Raw genomic sequence first — 15,966 nt, 5'->3', positions numbered from 1 at the left:
TTCTTGCACCATTACTGCCTTTATTCGTCCGAAAATCCATACCGTGTTTACTTCAACCACTGATTCAGCAAGCCCTAAATAGCCTCAGCACCGCAACCCAAGTTCTACACCGATTATCTGCTTCCGGCGACAGCGGAAAATCCTTTCCCAGCAAAGATGTATCCCTTTCTCGACTGCAGGTACCAATATTGATCGCGATTTCTCTTCTCGGATTTTGCACGATCGGCTCGCGGTAAATCAACTGCCAACTACTTGCCATCGATCGACTTTGATCGTACCCGGAATCTTAGCAATTCTGCAGGCTGTGCCAGTGGGGGAACAGCAGGCGGCAAAAGCTGTTCGCATGAAAGCAAGGGCGCTGGCCACGCGGGTTATGGGAGAGGAGCCGGATTTGGCAGCCGCGGGTTAGGAATCGGAAATTCGTGTCTATTTTCTCCTCGGTTCGGCAATTGAGGGAGAGTGTCTGCGGCCTCACCTTGGGTGGATTGATCGAATTCCGGGATGCTATTTTCTTGCTCTTTACTGCCTCTATCTAATTCAGAACCCGAGTATAAATCACGAAGCCGATCGCGATCGTCTGCTGTTTCTTGATTTAGTTTTAATTGAGACGGTAAATTATCATGCAAAATTGGCACTTGCACCCCTGAGTCGGTACCAACCATCGACTCGCCAACACTTAGAGCTGATAGCAGTGCGGGGCAAATAGCTGCAATTGAAAAACCAAGTGCTAATGCCTTGAAAAACTTGATTTTACAAAAGCCTCTAGAAAATTGCACGGGCATGACAGATTAGCCATATTCGATAGTTATTTACACTTACGATCAGACGAGGCCGACGCAATTGCAAGGAATAAAATTGCTCTATCACTTTTGAAAGAGTTAATTCCTTAACTCAATATAAAGATAGTTGACAGCAACTTTATTTTGTGTATTTAACAATTACTAAAAACACTCCGACCTCCCAACCTAGCCCTCTTGCAAGGAATAAAATTACTCTATCACTTTTTAAACACTTAATTCCTTAACTCAATATAAAGATAGTTGACAATAATCATGTTTTGTGCATCTAAAAATGACTAAAAAAACTCCGACCTCCCAAGCTAGCCCTGTAGGTCGGCGGAGCATTCTATCAAACCTGCGATCTGAGAAATAGGTAAATTTTGATAGAGATTACTACATTTTATTGAGCTGCGATCGCAATTCTTCCAACTCAGCGTCAATCACCGGACTCGACTCCGAGCTACTAGCTGCTGCCGTTTTACCCGCTGCCGGCAATTGACCTTGAGACACAGAACCCCCGGTTAGTTGAGCTTTCATCTGAGCCAACTCGTCGTCAACATCACCGCCGCTTTCGAGCAAGCGGAACTGTTCCTCTAAATTGCTGCCGCCGGCCGCCAATTCTGCCGAAGCCCCCGCGCGAGCTTCAATCTGCAAAACTTTTTCTTCCATGCGATCAAAAGCCGCCATAGAACTGCCAGTATTCAAGGTGCCAATGGTATTGTTGAGCTGTTCCTGAGCCTTAGCAGCGGATATCCTCGCTTTGAGCATATCCTTCTTAGTCTTAGCTTCGGAAATTTTGCTCTCCAAACCGATTAAGTTGCGCTTGAGACTTTCCACCTGAGTCGATTGCTGATCCAGACTGGCTTTCAGCGTAGCCGCCGTTTCAGCGTGAGACTTTTTGCGAACTAGCGCTTCCCGGGCCAAAGTCTCGTCTCCTTTTTGCAGGGCTAGCTGAGCGCGCTGCTGCCACTGGTTAGACTGAGATTCAGCTTGATTGTACTGAGTCTGGGTGCGCTTTTGAGTGGCGATCGCGCTGGCAACGGCCTGACGCAACTGCACCAAGTCTTCCTGCATATCCGTAACAGACTGTTCTAAAATCTTTTCCGGGTCTTCAGCTTTGTTGACCAGATCGTTAAGATTGGCTTTGACGACTCGGCTAATGCGGTCAAATAATCCCATAATGCTATTTTTCCTGGGTGAGGTGTACGAAGTAGGCGGAAAGCAGGCTTGATAGCCCTAGCCCGCAGTTGTGAAATTCACTCTTGTCAGATTTTTAGTGCGATTTAGTTTTTGGCAATTTTTGCAGACAGATAAATCCAGTTTAAAGCGATCGAGTAATGTGATGCAGGCAAGCTTATTCAGGTTGAGTCGATAGGAGGTATTATCCTCCGTACCTCTCAGTTAGATCTGGGCGTGCTAGTTTCCCCGCACCCAGCTCCCGATGTTCTTGGCTTGCGCCTTTGCTCATGTGGAGATAATAGTGGCAGCTTTCGTGAACCGCTAGAAGGTTATTTATTTTCCAATTACTATGGCAACCATCTACATGATGCAGATGTACCTTTTCATCGCCTAGCATTTTTAAGCCACATTTTCCACATTTATGGTTTTGCCGTTTTAAAGCTTTAGAGGTGTCGCCGTCGTAGAATTTGCTGTTACGCTCACTCCAGTAGGCTATGTCTCCGTCGTAGGGTGATTTCTCCCCTTTGACATTGACAAATTTGTTTTCGGAGTAAGGAACCGATGGGAATGCTTTATCAAACAGTTTCTTGCTGGTGTATCGAGATTGTTTTGGTTCCTTATTGAATACCTTGAAAGCTCTTATTTTGATGTGGTATAGCGAGTTACGCGACCCGTCCATCTTGCAATAGCGGTGGTAATTTCTCCAGCCTCTAACTACAGGGGCTAATTTCTCAGCTTTGACCGTAGCACCAAAATTCGAGTTGTTGACGATGTGTTTTACCTTCTGACGGAACGCTTTAAAATTGTCCGTTGATGGAACGCATCTAAATTTCCCGTTGTTCTGCACTTTGAAATGCCAACCGAGGAAGTCAAACCCATTTGTCGTAGCTGTTAGCTTAGTTTTCTTTTCACTAACCTTCATGCCTCGTTCTGCCAGAAATTCGCTGACTTTATCAAGTATAGCCTCCGCATCATCTTTAGGCTTCAGAATTATTACCATGTCGTCCGCGTAACGGACTGATTGGTGTATTTCCTCAATCCCATTGAGAGCAATATTGGCTAGCAATGCACTTACCACGCCCCCTTGTGGGGTTCCTTGTTCGGGAAATTCTGGATTGACTCCTGATTTTAGACAGCGGAATATTCCGGTCTTGATGCCTTTTGGGGCGATGAGTCGTTCCATTATGCTCGCGCGTGCTTATCTTGTCGAAGCATTTTTCGAGATCGAGTTCTATGACTCGCTTTTCTATTCCGTGGGCTTTTGAGTTTAGATTTAGGAAAAGAAATTTCTGCGCGTCCTGCGCCGACCTTCCTGTTCTAAATCCATAGCTCCTAGCGTGGAAAGTAGCTTCGTGCGCTGGCTCTAGCGCGTATTTTGCGAGGCATTGCCACGCTCTATCGGCGATAGTTGGTATCTTAAGGAGGCGGGTACTCCCATCCTTTTTAGGGATTGGTATTGAACGTAACTTCTGATGTTTCCAGTTGTTACTTTTGGCTCTGAGTTCTTCACTCAGAGCAAGCCTTTCTTCAAATGTGAGTGAGGCTTGGACATCGATTCCCGCAGTCTTTTTGCCAGCGTTTAGTTGAGTTACTTGACGTATCGCCAACATTCTTGCAGCCCGAGATTTCAGAATTAGCTTTTGGAGGGACTTCGCTTTGGGCTTGTCTCCAACCTGAATCGCTTTAAACACTCGTTTTTGTAGGCGAAATAAGTCCCTTCGGAATTTCTTCCAAGGTAACGTCAACGTCTTCCAAGATTCACTAACATTTCTGTTGTGTCTAATCATGCGCTGCTCTAACTTATGTTTTCTGAACACCTCAGACCAGTTACGGTCTGTCCTACCCGAACTAAGGGGGTTCCGCTGCTCGTCTAGCCTACGAAAGGGTTCGACTTCCCCTTGACCCTCAGCTCGTTTTTCTTCGTTCCCTCGGTTAGATTGATTGTTCCTTTAGGTGGAGCCATTTTAACTGCTGGATTCCCTGGACTCTTGCCGATATTGGCGCAGTATTCGGCGGGAATGAACTCCAGTGGAGTCGGGAGTTTTTGGTCTGTGTCCCGCTCAAGATTAAGTTACTTTTCTAGGCTCAATTTCACCATCGGAACTCCCCATTAACACCAGTGTCACCTCACATTAGATGTCTGATTGCGTCCAGTTAAGAGCTTCACTCTCCAAGAATCGAGCTTGGTCGGTGTGGGCAGATAGGGAGTCATACCTGAGTCTGGCAGAAGGGACTTGCACCCTTATCAGACCGAGAGTTCAGCCTTGTGGCTGGAAACGTTATGTACGGGCTTTCACCGTGATTCACGTTTCAACGAATCGCACTGCACCTACCCTCAGTTAGATTGATTGTTCCTTTAGGTGGAGCCATTTTAACTGCTGGATTCCCTGGACTCTTGCCGATATTGGCGCAGTATTCGGCGGGAATGAACTCCAGTGGAGTCGGGAGTTTTTGGTCTGTGTCCCGCTCAAGATTAAGTTACTTTTCTAGGCTCAATTTCACCATCGGAACTCCCCATTAACACCAGTGTCACCTCACATTAGATGTCTGATTGCGTCCAGTTAAGAGCTTCACTCTCCAAGAATCGAGCTTGGTCGGTGTGGGCAGATAGGGAGTCATACCTGAGTCTGGCAGAAGGGACTTGCACCCTTATCAGACCGAGAGTTCAGCCTTGTGGCTGGAAACGTTATGTACGGGCTTTCACCGTGATTCACGTTTCAACGAATCGCACTGCACCTATCTATTGAGTTTAACTTCGATCCGAGAATTCCCCAACAGGCTTCGAGCCATCTCTAGCTAGGCTGTTGAGAAGTTTTTGCTCGTACCGAGTCTTGTTCTGTTGCCTGGGGTTCAGGATGCGGGCGGCTCGCTCGGTGGCAATTTGGGTGTATTGTTGCCCGGAAGCATTTGTGCTTTCATCGCCGCCAACTCGGTATCCACATCATCGGCGCCTTCGAGAGAGAGAAACTTCTTTTCTAAATCATTAGTTCCGAGTTCTGCGATTGCTTCGGAGCGAGCTTCTAGCTGCATGACTTTCTCTTCCATCCGTTCAAACGCGCTCAAAGCGCTGCCGGTACTGAGATTGCCCATCATTTCTTGAAGCCTTTCCGACGATGCAGCCGATCGAGCTCGGGCAATATACATATCTTTTTTAGATTTTGCCTCGGAAATTTTACTTTCGAGCATCCGCATATTTTCTTTAAGTTTAGTCACAACAGCGTTCTGTTGTCCGAGACTGGCTTTCATCGCCGTTGCCGTTTCTTGATAAGATTTCTTGCGCGTCAGAGCTTCCCGCGCCAAATTTTCCTCGCCTTTTTGCAAAGCTAGCTGCGCCCGCTGATGCCATTCTGCTGCTGTAGACTCAGCTTGGGAACACTGGCGTTCAGTGCGTTTTTGAGCTGCAATCGCCCCTGCCACAGCTTGTCTGAGCTGCACTAAATCTTCCTGCATATCCATTACAGCCTGTTCCAGAATTTTTTCTGGGTCTTCTGCTGCCCCGACCAAACTGTTAATATTGGCTCGAATCACTCGCCATAGGCGATCGAATAATCCCATTTTGCCCGTCTCCCGATTTTATTAAATTTTAGATTTAGGACTGGGAATTGACAATTACAAAACCAATTTTGTGTTAGACAAAACATTCCTCATTGTCTAGCTTTGTCTAACAATTTAGTTAAAGTTTTTCACCCTTTACCTAATTTATGGTTGATAGTATTGTGGCTTCACCCCTTTTTCTTGGAGTTCTTTCGCCAAACGTTCTGCTGAGGCAGCATCGTTCAAAGCCCCCATTTGGATCTTGACACCCTTTGAGAAGTTCCGCACGTAGGCATCGGGAACAGCGGTTCTGGCTTTCTGCAGCGATTTTTCGTCTGTGTAATCGGTGACAACGTAATAGAAACCGTCGGCGGCCCGTGCAGGCCTTCCCAGGGGAGATGCCGCGGCAGGCTGGGCTGGGGATGCTGCGGCTGGGGAGGCGGCGGCTGGGGAGGGTGTTGGAGGCAGTGTCGGCAGTGTCGGCACAGGCTGGGCGGCGCTAGGGCTGGGAGTGGGAAGCAAAGCCGTACTCAGATTGTTGAGTCCTTGTTCCCTGCCTCTGGGCGGGTTGCCGTCTTCTGTTGGAATCGGCACAGCCCCGCTGGGGCCCGGAGGCGCTGGCGGAGTTGGCGGGATTGATGCTTTTGGTGACGGGGAAGGAATCGGGCTGACTGTCGGCTTAACATTGCTGAGAGTGCTCAAATCTAGCTCGACAAATTCCTTGGATACCAGATTTGGAGCTTTCGGTAGTTCCTTGGTGCTGGTATCTGAGATGGAAGTAGAGGCGGGACTGTCCTTTGAAGAGGGTGAGGTGCTATCGAGCCAACGGTTCAGGCCTGCCATCTTAACTAGATTTGACGGGTACATGACTGCGTAGCCCAAAGCTGTGCACGACAGCAAAAACAGCAGCATCGAACTCAGTCCCAAGGGAGTTAACAAACTGGCGGCTAAACTGCGTTCAACCGTAGGATCAGCTTTTGACTCGTCCAAACTTTCGATCAGTTTTTCGCTTGATTCGAGATACTTGTTGGGTGCCAAGGCACTGCTAGATAGTTTTGTGCCACCCCTGGTAGTTGCTAGCGGGGCATCGCCCTGAGTGCCGGCAAGGGATAGGGGTAGCGATAGCGGCTGCTGGGTTTCCTCCGCAGTCTCCGGCGCCAAATTTTGGGCTAGCTGTTGCTCGGTTGTAGCTGTTTGCTTGCCGGTACGAACTGAGGGCGACACCCACTGTTCGGCGCGCCGCCTGTGCCTTCTGTATGTTGTCAGTTCTGCTTCTAGATTTACATCTAGACTCCCCAGGACTGCTTGCAAAGCAGGCTTGATTGGGGTTGAAGAGGATTGATGATTTGGGGATTCAACCGAAGAACGCTTACTCATTAGCAAAACTCCTACCGCCTCTGAATTAATTTTAATGTTTTGATTTTGACACTCCCGGGCCTAAAGGCGTGGGGATTCTTGCTTCGCAGGGATTCCAATGAATTTACCCTCAGCAAGCATCTTGACCGTATGCCCTACGGCTGCAAGCCCTCGGTTGAGAACTACTTGTGCGGCTGCGACATCTCTGTCGGTTGTATAGCCGCAATTGTGACACGAGTGAGTTCGTTGTGATAACTCTTTTTTGCCTGTTTCGTTAAGGCAATTGGGACAGATTTGGCTAGTCTTTTTAGCATCTACTTTCTGGAAATACACACCGCGCTTAAAGCAAGTTTGCTCCAATATGTTGAAGAATTGCCCAAACCCAGCATCTAAGCAGTGCTTACCTAACATCCCCGCTTTCAGTCCGACCAGATTAAGGTCTTCGACAAACACCATACCCGCGTCATCACAGATTTGATGTGACAACTTGCGATGCCAATCTTTTCGGCAGTTTGCCACGTATTCATGCAGCAAAGCAACTTTTTTCTGAGCCTTTTTCCAATTATTTGACCCGATTTTTTTTCTAGTAACGCGCTGTTGCAGCAATTTAAGCTTGCGTTCTGCGTTAGCAAAAAACCTCGTTCGTTTAATTAAAAGCCCGTTAGAAGTTGCAATCAAATTAGTCAACCCTACATCAATTCCTACGGGATTGCCATGAGGAATGATATCGGGAATTGAGACATCCCATTGCAAAGTCAACATTATATACCAGCCACTAGACCGTCTGACGACGCGAGCTTGTTTGACGATTGCGCCCTGGGGCATGGGACGCGACTGACAAAATTTTATCGAGCCAATTACAGGCAATTTAAAGCGGTTGCCTTGATGGAAAGTTGCACCCAACTGTGGGAAACTCAAAGACCTCAAAGCCCCCTGTTTTTTGAACCGAGGAAACCCGTGATTTTGCTCCCACATACTGACGAAAGCTTTTTCCAATCTCCGCAGCGTTTGTTGCAACACCTGAGCGTTGACTCGCTGCAATGCGTGACTGGTCTTCCTGTATGCTGTTAAAGCCTTGCACTGACTTGAATATGTCGGTCTAGGAACCTCAGCAGGAATAATATACTCGGAGCCAATGGAGCAAGAGTTGATCTGACATTTGCGTGAGTTGTACCAGTCTTTGCGTTCTCTTAGGGCATAGTTGTACACCTTGCGGCACTGTTCTAGCCAATCTTCAAAAACTGCTATTTGTGTCGCTGTGGGCTTCAACTTAAATTCAAACGTCAAATTAAACACTTGCTTCACCTCCTTGACTTAGCATACAGCAAGTCTACAAATCGTCTAAGGATTTCTTAGAACCAATTAAAGTCGCCCGCTTATGGGCGAAGCTCTCACCCCAAAATTTGGGTAGATATAAACAAGAAGCTTGAAAACTTGCCTATTTTATGATTAGCTACTTTTGGCGGCAATGCAACAGGGGCTTGATCGCCTGCTGTCGATCGCCGGATGTTATCTTTTCATTTTCATTTTAAGACTTAATTGTTGGTGTGTCCCGGAGGCAGCTTACCGACACTCTCGGCAACTTTTTGTATTCTAAGCTACCGCTTATTTGTAACTTCTCATACTCGTTGGGCATTTGTACTTTTTCTTGATCCCTAACGGCTTTATAAACTTTTAACCTATGTTTTTACCTATACAATGAGCAACGACAGAGCTAATTGTTTCTATATATAACGAGATTATAAATAAATTATAAAATTTAATTATGCTTCGGGGATCGCTACAACCCAGACAGCATAAAGGCTGGGATGCTCTAAAACCTGCTAGCTCTACAAAGGAGAATTAGAGATGAAAATGATTTCCCTAAGAACTTTTATGCAAACCTCCTTAACTTCACCTTTAACTTCAGCTTGTGGTCACTGCCGTCACTATACCCCTGAGGGCAGACGCGGGGGTGTTTGCGCTCTACTAAGCGGCCCGGTTCAAAGTCACTGGAAAGCTTGTGCTTTAGCGGTTTCGCCTTTTAGGTCATCTTGGGAAAACATAGAAGAAATTGGACTGTGGCAAGAATCGACTCTGACGCTGCAGGATGCCACCGTCACTCTTTCGGAGCGCCATGCCTGCCAGCTTACAGGCACAACGTTAACCGAAAAATCCGCTGCCGCAGTCTCGGTTTAGTTAGTCGGCAGCAGCATAGGTCATACCATTTTCGATTTTCGATTGGGAAATCACTGATCATTATCATGGTTGGGATCTGACAAAGCAGTTTCATTCTTTTTGGGAACTGGTATCAATAGTCACAATTTTGGACGATCGGGTGCATTTGGCTTTACTAACTCATAAAAATCAGCAGCATCTACTTTAATATGAGCGCAAATATGATCGCATAAAAAAAACTGATTTCTCCATCCCGCTATGGCAGCCAAGGATATTGACTAAAATCAGGTTGCCGTTTTTCCAAAAAGGCTTGTTTGCCTTCGGCGCCTTCCTGGGTCATATAGTACAGCAAAGTGGCATTTCCCGCCAGTTCTTGCAAACCGGCTTGACCGTCGCAGTCGGCATTAAAAGCAGATTTCAAACAGCGAATCGCGATCGGACTTTTTTCTAGAATTTCTGCAGCCCACTGAATCCCTTCTAGTTCTAGTTGTTCGACGGGCACGACGCAGTTGACTAAACCCATTTCTAGGGCTTGCTGTGCGCTGTACTGGCGACACAAAAACCAAATTTCTCTGGCTTTTTTCTGGCCGACGACTCTGGCAAGATAGCTAGCTCCGAAACCACCGTCGAAACTGCCGACTTTGGGGCCGGTCTGTCCGAAAATAGCATTGTCAGCAGCGATCGTCAAGTCGCAAATTAAGTGCAGAACGTGACCCCCTCCAATTGCGTAGCCTGCAACTAAAGCAATTACTACTTTAGGCATAGATCGAATCAACTTCTGCAAGTCGAGCACGTTCAACCGGGGTATGCCACCTTCGTCTACATATCCCGCCGCACCCCGCACGCTTTGGTCGCCGCCGGCGCAAAAGGCGTATTTGCCGTCTGTATGAGGCCCCGCACCTGTGAAAAGGACAACGCCGATTTTTGTGTCTTCGCGGGCATCAGTAAAGGCATCGCACAGTTCCTGCACGGTTTTGGGACGGAAAGCGTTCCGTTTGTGAGGTCGATTGATGGTAATTTTGGCGGTGCCACCACTTTTGTGATAGAGAATGTCTTCGTAGATTTTGGCGGTTTGCCATTCAATTTGCATAATCAATCAATTTGAGATTTGAGATTGAGCTGAGTCAATCAAGGCAGCGACAAGTCGCTTTTAGATTTTAGAGGCATTCGGTTCAATGGGATACAAGGGTCGATCGACTCTTGCCCAAAAAATAAAGCGGGACTTAGGCAGAAACCAGGTTTTTCACCAACATACTCCGTGCAGCGCTCTTGATAGGGGTTAAACAACCTGGTTTTTGAATGTAAGAGCGCGCAATTCCCATCTCAAATGGACACAGCGTCAAATCCTCGAACTCTTCTCAGGACTTTTACTGCTCCAAAATTTATATGTGCTGGATTATTTGCGGAGTAAAATACTCAGCAAGTGCTTTGCTGCTTTGCCAAATACCGGATCGCGGGACTCGAATTCGCTGGGATCGAGTAAAGCTTGAACTTCGGCAAAAGCTTGTGAGTCAAGGGTTCCTTCTTTAGTAAATAAAGTGTCTATGACTGCAATGTGTCTGGAGTCGAGGCCGAGCCGATTTGCGATCGACTGTAAGTACATTTGCTCACGCATATCGATGTGTCCGTCGGCCGCTGACATTTCGTAGCCGGAACCTATAAGCAACAGTTTTTCTGATTCTGAGAACAAAGCTGTCAGGGTTAGCAATTCCGTCGGGTTGAAGTAAACCTGCTGTTTGGAGACTCCTTTGACAAGGCGCTGAATTAGTTCTACCCGATCGCGGTCGCCGCTGGCAAAGGCTTTGAGAGTCTTTTGTAGCCGTTCTTCTTCTTCAACTGCGATCGTCCTGTCAATAATCATGACTCCGCGCAGGATGGAAATCAGAGCAGTCAGAAACACTACCAAAGGAGTGATATCTTGTTCGCGCAGCTTTTGCCGGCTAATGCGGCACAACAGCTCAACAATTTCAGCGGTGATCGTGGTGGTGTCCATAATTAAAGACTCTCGATTAAGCTGTAATGTAACTTTATTTATCGATCTTAAGTTTTTCTGTTACTTAGGTATGACGTGAATTGTAAAGCTGAGCCGTTGTCTATTAGTGATACTACTTATTTTATTCACAAACGCTGGATGACTAGGGCTGTGGAACTGGCACAAGCAGCCGGTGATGCGGGTGAAGTACCCGTGGGTGCTGTAATAGTTGACGGTACGGGCAAATTGATTGCGGAAGCGCAAAATCGGCGAGAGCGAGATTGCGATCCGACTGCTCACGCTGAAATCTTGGCTTTGCGCGCTGCAGGCCAAGTTTTGCAAGACTGGCATCTTAACCAATGCACGCTCTACGTAACGCTGGAACCTTGCCCGATGTGCGCTGGTGCGATCGTCCAAGCTCGGATTCGTCTGCTGGTATACGGAGCAGATGACCCGAAAACTGGCACGATTCGGACTGCTGCTAATATTCCCGATAGCGCGTATTCCTGTCACTACTTAGAGGTGCTCGGCGGTATTATGGAGTCTGTTTGCCGCGATCAGTTGCTTTGTTGGTTTGAAGCGCGCCGGAAAAATTAACAGGTAAAATTTTTTACTCTCTTCTGGGCGAGGTTTAATCGAAATTGACCATTTAACTGAAATAATAGATCCGTAATTGCCCGATCGAGTTTTCGAGGCGGCCGACTGCTCTGGATTAGTGCTGTCCGGTTGGCTGAGGTTTTACCTGTTACAGATGATCTCTTGCGGGTGCGATCGCTCGATCGGCATAATGCCAATAGCAAAAGTGTCCCGATCCAAAAACTAAAGTTTTGTTCAACAAATTACTTTAGACTTTAGATCTCGATAGAGCAGCTTAATTGCTATGCCCCACACCGCCACGATCGCCGTTGAGTCCAGTAAATCATCTCTAGTGAAGCCAATGCCTGCCAAGGTAGCATCTAATACCTCTCGCGTTTCTCCTTGGTTAACCTCCTTGCTCTATCCGCTAGGTCACTATGTTGTCCTACCGTTTCATTTTGGCAAGATTGAGATAACCGGACAGGAGAACTTGCCGAAAGACGGGCCTGTCATCTTAGCCCCTACGCACCGCTCCCGGTGGGATGCCCTGATGATGCCCTATTCAACCGGACAGATGGTGACTGGACGCGATTTGCGGTTTATGGTAACTGCTGATGAAGTGAAAGGACTGCAAGGTTGGTTCATCAGACATTTGGGAGGGTTTGCTGTGGATATCAAGCATCCGGCAATTAGCAGTCTCCGTTATGGGGTGGAATTGCTTCTCGACAAGCAAATGTTGGTGATTTTTCCCGAAGGTGGCATTTTTCAGGATGGCGAAGTTCACCCGATTAAGCCTGGATTGGCTCGTTTGGCAATGCAGGCAGAGTTGAGCCAACCGGGTTTGGGAGTGAAAATTGTACCGATGAGTATTCGCTATCGCCCGCGCATTCCTCAATGGGGTTGTCAAGTGAAAATTGCGATCGGTTCTCCAATTGCCGTGGCGGATTATGCCAATTGTGGCGGCGGTAAAAAAGAAGCACGATTGTTGACGGCTGAACTCGAAATGGCTCTTAAAAATCTTGATGAAAGTTGACCGTTGGCAGTTGGCAGTTGGCAGTTGACAGTTGATAGTTGATAGTTGGCAGTTGACCGAAGGAATAAGTAATTGTGATATAATATTGTTTGGTGCTGTCGAGAGTTGCGGCACTTATTTTACTTAGTTATATCTGTATTAAGAGCCAGTATTAATGGATTGTGCTTTGAACTTTAAACCCGGTCAAATTGTCAGTTTAGAATGTGGAAATGCGTGCCTGCATTCAGAGGTAATTCAAGTGGTTGAGGCACGTCAAATTTGTTGGGTGCGCCCTTTAATGTTGGTTGGATTGGTATCGGGGAAGGATTTGTCGCAAAAGTGGCCGGAAGAATACACTTTATCGGATTTGCGAGATGGTGCTGATTTGCTTTGGCCGTTGAGTTTGTTTCGGGCGGCGCTGGATACTGAGGTAATTTCGCTGTTGAGTCAGTTGCAGTCTCTGGAGTCTGAGAAAAAGGATGGTGCGATAGCTTCTCGGCAACTTAGAGATTTTGTCGATCGAGTTTGGGCTGCTTTTCCGAGTGCTTTTTAATAAAAAGACAGGGCGGTTGAAACCGCGTCTATACAAACAAAACCTGCCTCTGCAGGTTGAACAAAATTCGTGAAAATTGCGTTTAACTGGTTCCCAGGCAGAGCCTGGGAACCGATATCTAGAGGCTCTGCCTCGCTGGGTGACAAGGAGGCAGAGCCTCCGGATCTGCATTACCAGGCAGAGCCTGGTAACGAGTAGAAAATACTTAAAACTTAAAATACTGCGTGAGAAAGCTCTGCCGGATCGAGATTATTATGAATAACTTGACCGTCGCGGAACCAGACAACGCGGCGAGTTTGGCGCGCTACTTCCGGTTCGTGAGTCACCATCACCACAGTCATGCCACTTTCATTAAATTCTGTAAAAATATCCATTACTTCTTGAGTGGTTTTAGTATCCAATGCACCTGTTGGTTCATCAGCCAGCAACAATACCGGACGGTTGACAATCGCGCGGGCGATGGCTACCCGCTGCTGCTGTCCTCCTGATAGTTGATTCGGTTTATTTTGCAGCCGACTTTGCAGGCCTACTTTCGTTAAAGCGTCTACGCCGCGTTCGCGTCTTTCGGCTGCTGGAATGCCTGCATAAACCATTGGTAACATGACATTTTCTAAGGCTGTTAATTGAGCTAGCAGGTGAAATTGTTGGAAGACAAAACCTAATTTTAAATTACGAATTCCGGCTAATTCTGCTTCGGGCATTTGGGCGACATCTACGCCGTCTAGGTAATAACTGCCGCTGGTAGGTCGATCGAGACAGCCGATAATATTCATGGCTGTAGATTTGCCCGAACCCGATGCGCCCATAATTGAGCAATATTCTCCTTGCGTGACTGTCAAACTTACACCGTTTAGGGCGCGCACTTCCAAGTCGCCGATGCCGTAAACTTTTGTTACGTCTTGCAGGCCGACGATGACGGGTTTTGAGGTGTCTTGCTGCTGGAGGTCTGGGTGGGTCTGGGTTTGTAGTTCAGGCATTTGTTTTTATGTGCGATCGACACAACTAACTACTAAGCTAACACTTTCCATCAGTTTTCGCGATCGGGGTGACGGCAGTTTCGAGGCTAATCAACAGAACCTCTATACTTATCTGCGTACATCTGTGTCATCTGCGGTTAAAAATTCCGAGAACTCTGCTAACTTTCGCGGGAAAAATTTAACATTTTGATATGTTTTTTGGCGATAGCTTGATGTATAATCTAATAATGGGAGTGTGAACCATCATAAAAATTTTGCACAGATTTCTATTGTTTAATAATATCAGGTAAAAGGCAACAAGTCAAGCCATCACCTCGAAAAAAAAAAGGCGAATTTTTGAGATATCATTAAGAAAAATTAAGTAAAGTTGGTAAGTTGGAAATAGGAAAGTACAGACAATTATGACATACGACTACGACTTGTTTGTGATAGGTGCAGGTTCCGGCGGATTGGCGAGTTCCAAGCGAGCAGCATCCTACGGCGCAAAAGTGGCGATCGCCGAAAATGACTTAGTAGGCGGAACCTGCGTAATTCGCGGCTGTGTCCCCAAAAAACTGATGGTTTACGCCTCAACATTTTCGCACCTTTACGAAGATGCGGTAGGGTACGGTTGGAGCCCAGTAGAAAGCAGCTTCGACTGGGAAAAACTCGTCACTACCGTAGATGCAGAAGTGCGACGGTTGAGCAAACTTCACATCAGCTTTCTTGAAAAAGCCGGAGTGGAATTAATCTCAGGATACGCCAAATTTATCGATGCCCACACCGTCGAAGTTGGTGATCAAAAATACACCGCTGCTAAAATCTTAATTGCAGTCGGTGGCGAAGCTCACAGAGTCGAGATTCCTGGCATTGAACACGCGATTACTTCCCGCGAAATCTTCTTGATAAAAGAGCAGCCAAAACGGTTGGCAATTTGGGGCGGCGGCTACATCGGCGTCGAATTTGCTTGCATTATGAACGGGTTGGGAAGCCAAGTAACTCAAATCATCCGCCGTGAATTAATTTTGAACGACTTTGACACAGAAATCTGCACCAACGTGCAAGAAGGAATGATTAAGCACGGAATCGAAATTTTGACAGAAAGCTCGATCAACCACATTGAGAAAACTCCAGAAGGCTTAAAATTAACTCTGTCGGGAACATCCGAAGGAACGCTAATAGTAGACGCGCTGTTGTGCGCTACCGGGCGTCAGCCTAATTTAGAAAAATTGGGTTTAGAAAATGCGGGAGTAGAAACAGATAAAGGTGCGATCGCAGTTACCAAAGACAGTCGCACCAGTCAGTCGCACATTTTTGCAGTGGGAGATTGCACCAACCGTATCAATTTAACGCCAATTGCGATCGCCGAAGGCCGCGCTTTTGCCGATACTGAATTTGGCAACAATCCGAGAGCAATCAGTCACGAAAATGTTGCCTCAGCAGTATTTTCCCAGCCAGAAGCTGCTACAGTCGGCTTAAACGAAGTGCAGGCTAGAGCAAAGTTTCCCGAATCAATTAAGTGCTACACAGCCAAGTTTAGACCGATGTTTCATTCTTTGACAGGTGCAGATGAGAAAACTTTTGTCAAGTTAATCGTTGAGACTAATACTGACAGAGTTTTGGGCGTACACATGGTGGGGAAAGACGCGGGCGAGATTATTCAAGGAATGGCGATCGCTGTTAATATGGGAGCTACGAAGAAAGACTTCGACGCGACTATTGGCATTCACCCATCGACTGCTGAAGAGTTCGTGACTCTGCGGTAAAGCGGGCGAAGCAGCCAGGGGTTTAAACCCCTGGCTAATAGCTAAAGTCGGTTAAAACTGAGATCTTGCACCATTCTCAATTAGCCCTTGCATTGTGTACCCAAATGTGAAATAAAGGGCGTATAA

At 46.9% G+C, this 15,966-nt stretch carries 15 protein-coding genes and 1 pseudogene; 6 read left to right on the top strand and 10 right to left on the bottom strand.

The window, feature by feature from the left end; all coding sequences use genetic code 11:
- The coding region (locus QUA58_RS28655) for a hypothetical protein (protein ID WP_333397499.1) at window positions 1-236 on the top strand (236 nt) is incomplete at its 5' end.
- A gap of 135 nt (window positions 237-371) precedes the next feature.
- On the opposite strand, the gene QUA58_RS28650 is transcribed toward QUA58_RS28655, so the two are convergent.
- The 7 genes and pseudogenes from QUA58_RS28650 to QUA58_RS28620 form a co-directional block, all read right to left on the bottom strand.
- A complete protein-coding gene (locus QUA58_RS28650; protein WP_333397497.1) occupies window positions 372-782 on the bottom strand; it encodes a hypothetical protein in 411 nt (136 codons plus the stop codon).
- A 390-nt stretch (window positions 783-1,172) separates the two neighbouring features.
- Entirely contained in the window at window positions 1,173-1,958 is a 786-nt protein-coding gene (locus QUA58_RS28645) for a PspA/IM30 family protein (protein ID WP_333252265.1), read from the bottom strand.
- Window positions 1,959-2,160: 202 nt separating this feature from the next.
- Window positions 2,161-3,141: a reverse transcriptase domain-containing protein gene (locus tag QUA58_RS28640; RefSeq protein WP_333397495.1), complete on the bottom strand. Its 981-nt coding sequence runs from the start codon at window positions 3,139-3,141 to the stop codon at window positions 2,161-2,163.
- Between the two features lie 55 nt (window positions 3,142-3,196).
- A pseudogene (locus QUA58_RS28635) lies at window positions 3,197-3,745 on the bottom strand (reverse transcriptase N-terminal domain-containing protein); the annotation flags it as partial.
- Window positions 3,746-4,808: 1,063 nt separating this feature from the next.
- Entirely contained in the window at window positions 4,809-5,513 is a 705-nt protein-coding gene (locus tag QUA58_RS28630) for a PspA/IM30 family protein (protein ID WP_333252263.1), read from the bottom strand.
- 144 nt (window positions 5,514-5,657) lie between these two features.
- A complete protein-coding gene (locus tag QUA58_RS28625; RefSeq protein WP_333252262.1) occupies window positions 5,658-6,869 on the bottom strand; it encodes an SPOR domain-containing protein in 1,212 nt (403 codons plus the stop codon).
- Window positions 6,870-6,929: 60 nt separating this feature from the next.
- Window positions 6,930-8,144, bottom strand: a complete 1,215-nt coding sequence (locus QUA58_RS28620) for a transposase (RefSeq protein WP_333252261.1) — start codon at window positions 8,142-8,144, stop codon at window positions 6,930-6,932.
- A gap of 579 nt (window positions 8,145-8,723) precedes the next feature.
- Between QUA58_RS28620 and QUA58_RS28615 the strand changes: the two genes are divergently transcribed.
- A complete protein-coding gene (locus QUA58_RS28615) occupies window positions 8,724-9,026 on the top strand; it encodes a hypothetical protein (RefSeq protein ID WP_333309775.1) in 303 nt (100 codons plus the stop codon).
- A 235-nt stretch (window positions 9,027-9,261) separates the two neighbouring features.
- Here QUA58_RS28615 and menB read toward each other — a convergent pair whose 3' ends face one another.
- Together menB and QUA58_RS28605 are read right to left on the bottom strand one after the other, a co-directional pair.
- Window positions 9,262-10,095 (bottom strand): 1,4-dihydroxy-2-naphthoyl-CoA synthase, encoded by an 834-nt coding sequence (menB, locus tag QUA58_RS28610; protein WP_333252259.1) that lies wholly within the window; start codon window positions 10,093-10,095, stop codon window positions 9,262-9,264.
- Window positions 10,096-10,401: 306 nt separating this feature from the next.
- Entirely contained in the window at window positions 10,402-10,998 is a 597-nt protein-coding gene (locus tag QUA58_RS28605) for a TerB family tellurite resistance protein (protein WP_333252258.1), read from the bottom strand.
- Window positions 10,999-11,073: 75 nt separating this feature from the next.
- Between QUA58_RS28605 and tadA the strand changes: the two genes are divergently transcribed.
- From tadA to QUA58_RS28590, 3 genes are all read left to right on the top strand, one after another.
- The gene (gene tadA / locus QUA58_RS28600) at window positions 11,074-11,574 is read left to right on the top strand and encodes a tRNA adenosine(34) deaminase TadA (protein ID WP_333252257.1); all 501 of its coding nucleotides are present in this window, start codon (window positions 11,074-11,076) and stop codon (window positions 11,572-11,574) included.
- A gap of 283 nt (window positions 11,575-11,857) precedes the next feature.
- Window positions 11,858-12,586 (top strand): lysophospholipid acyltransferase family protein, encoded by a 729-nt coding sequence (locus QUA58_RS28595; protein ID WP_333252256.1) that lies wholly within the window; start codon window positions 11,858-11,860, stop codon window positions 12,584-12,586.
- 154 nt (window positions 12,587-12,740) lie between these two features.
- Entirely contained in the window at window positions 12,741-13,118 is a 378-nt protein-coding gene (locus QUA58_RS28590; RefSeq protein WP_333252255.1) for a hypothetical protein, read from the top strand.
- Window positions 13,119-13,330: 212 nt separating this feature from the next.
- Here the strand turns inward: QUA58_RS28590 and QUA58_RS28585 are convergent, their stop codons facing one another.
- Window positions 13,331-14,095, bottom strand: coding sequence for an ABC transporter ATP-binding protein (locus QUA58_RS28585; RefSeq protein ID WP_333252254.1), 765 nt, complete (start codon window positions 14,093-14,095; stop codon window positions 13,331-13,333).
- A 401-nt stretch (window positions 14,096-14,496) separates the two neighbouring features.
- Between QUA58_RS28585 and gor the strand changes: the two genes are divergently transcribed.
- On the top strand, window positions 14,497-15,840 hold the full coding sequence (gor, locus tag QUA58_RS28580; protein WP_333252253.1) for a glutathione-disulfide reductase: 1,344 nt from the start codon (window positions 14,497-14,499) through the stop codon (window positions 15,838-15,840).
- Window positions 15,841-15,966 lie beyond the last annotated feature (126 nt).

The organism is Microcoleus sp. N9_A1 (assembly GCF_036701795.1).
Lineage (GTDB): Bacteria > Cyanobacteriota > Cyanobacteriia > Cyanobacteriales > Microcoleaceae > Microcoleus.
Note: the sequence above shows the minus strand (reverse complement) of the source record. Positions and strands in the feature narration are given on the sequence as shown.

What these genes read in the sequence shown, in the direction of transcription:
- QUA58_RS28650 (WP_333397497.1), bottom strand. Translation starts at nt 782, where the DNA reads ATGCCCGTGCAATTTTCTAGAGGCTTTTGTAAAATCAAGTTTTTCAAG.
- QUA58_RS28645 (WP_333252265.1), bottom strand. Translation starts at nt 1,958, where the DNA reads ATGGGATTATTTGACCGCATTAGCCGAGTCGTCAAAGCCAATCTTAAC.
- QUA58_RS28640 (WP_333397495.1), bottom strand. Translation starts at nt 3,141, where the DNA reads ATGGAACGACTCATCGCCCCAAAAGGCATCAAGACCGGAATATTCCGC.
- QUA58_RS28630 (WP_333252263.1), bottom strand. Translation starts at nt 5,513, where the DNA reads ATGGGATTATTCGATCGCCTATGGCGAGTGATTCGAGCCAATATTAAC.
- QUA58_RS28625 (WP_333252262.1), bottom strand. Translation starts at nt 6,869, where the DNA reads ATGAGTAAGCGTTCTTCGGTTGAATCCCCAAATCATCAATCCTCTTCA.
- QUA58_RS28615 (WP_333309775.1), top strand. Translation starts at nt 8,724, where the DNA reads ATGCAAACCTCCTTAACTTCACCTTTAACTTCAGCTTGTGGTCACTGC.
- menB (WP_333252259.1), bottom strand. Translation starts at nt 10,095, where the DNA reads ATGCAAATTGAATGGCAAACCGCCAAAATCTACGAAGACATTCTCTAT.
- QUA58_RS28605 (WP_333252258.1), bottom strand. Translation starts at nt 10,998, where the DNA reads ATGGACACCACCACGATCACCGCTGAAATTGTTGAGCTGTTGTGCCGC.
- QUA58_RS28595 (WP_333252256.1), top strand. Translation starts at nt 11,858, where the DNA reads ATGCCCCACACCGCCACGATCGCCGTTGAGTCCAGTAAATCATCTCTA.
- QUA58_RS28590 (WP_333252255.1), top strand. Translation starts at nt 12,741, where the DNA reads ATGGATTGTGCTTTGAACTTTAAACCCGGTCAAATTGTCAGTTTAGAA.
- QUA58_RS28585 (WP_333252254.1), bottom strand. Translation starts at nt 14,095, where the DNA reads ATGCCTGAACTACAAACCCAGACCCACCCAGACCTCCAGCAGCAAGAC.
- gor (WP_333252253.1), top strand. Translation starts at nt 14,497, where the DNA reads ATGACATACGACTACGACTTGTTTGTGATAGGTGCAGGTTCCGGCGGA.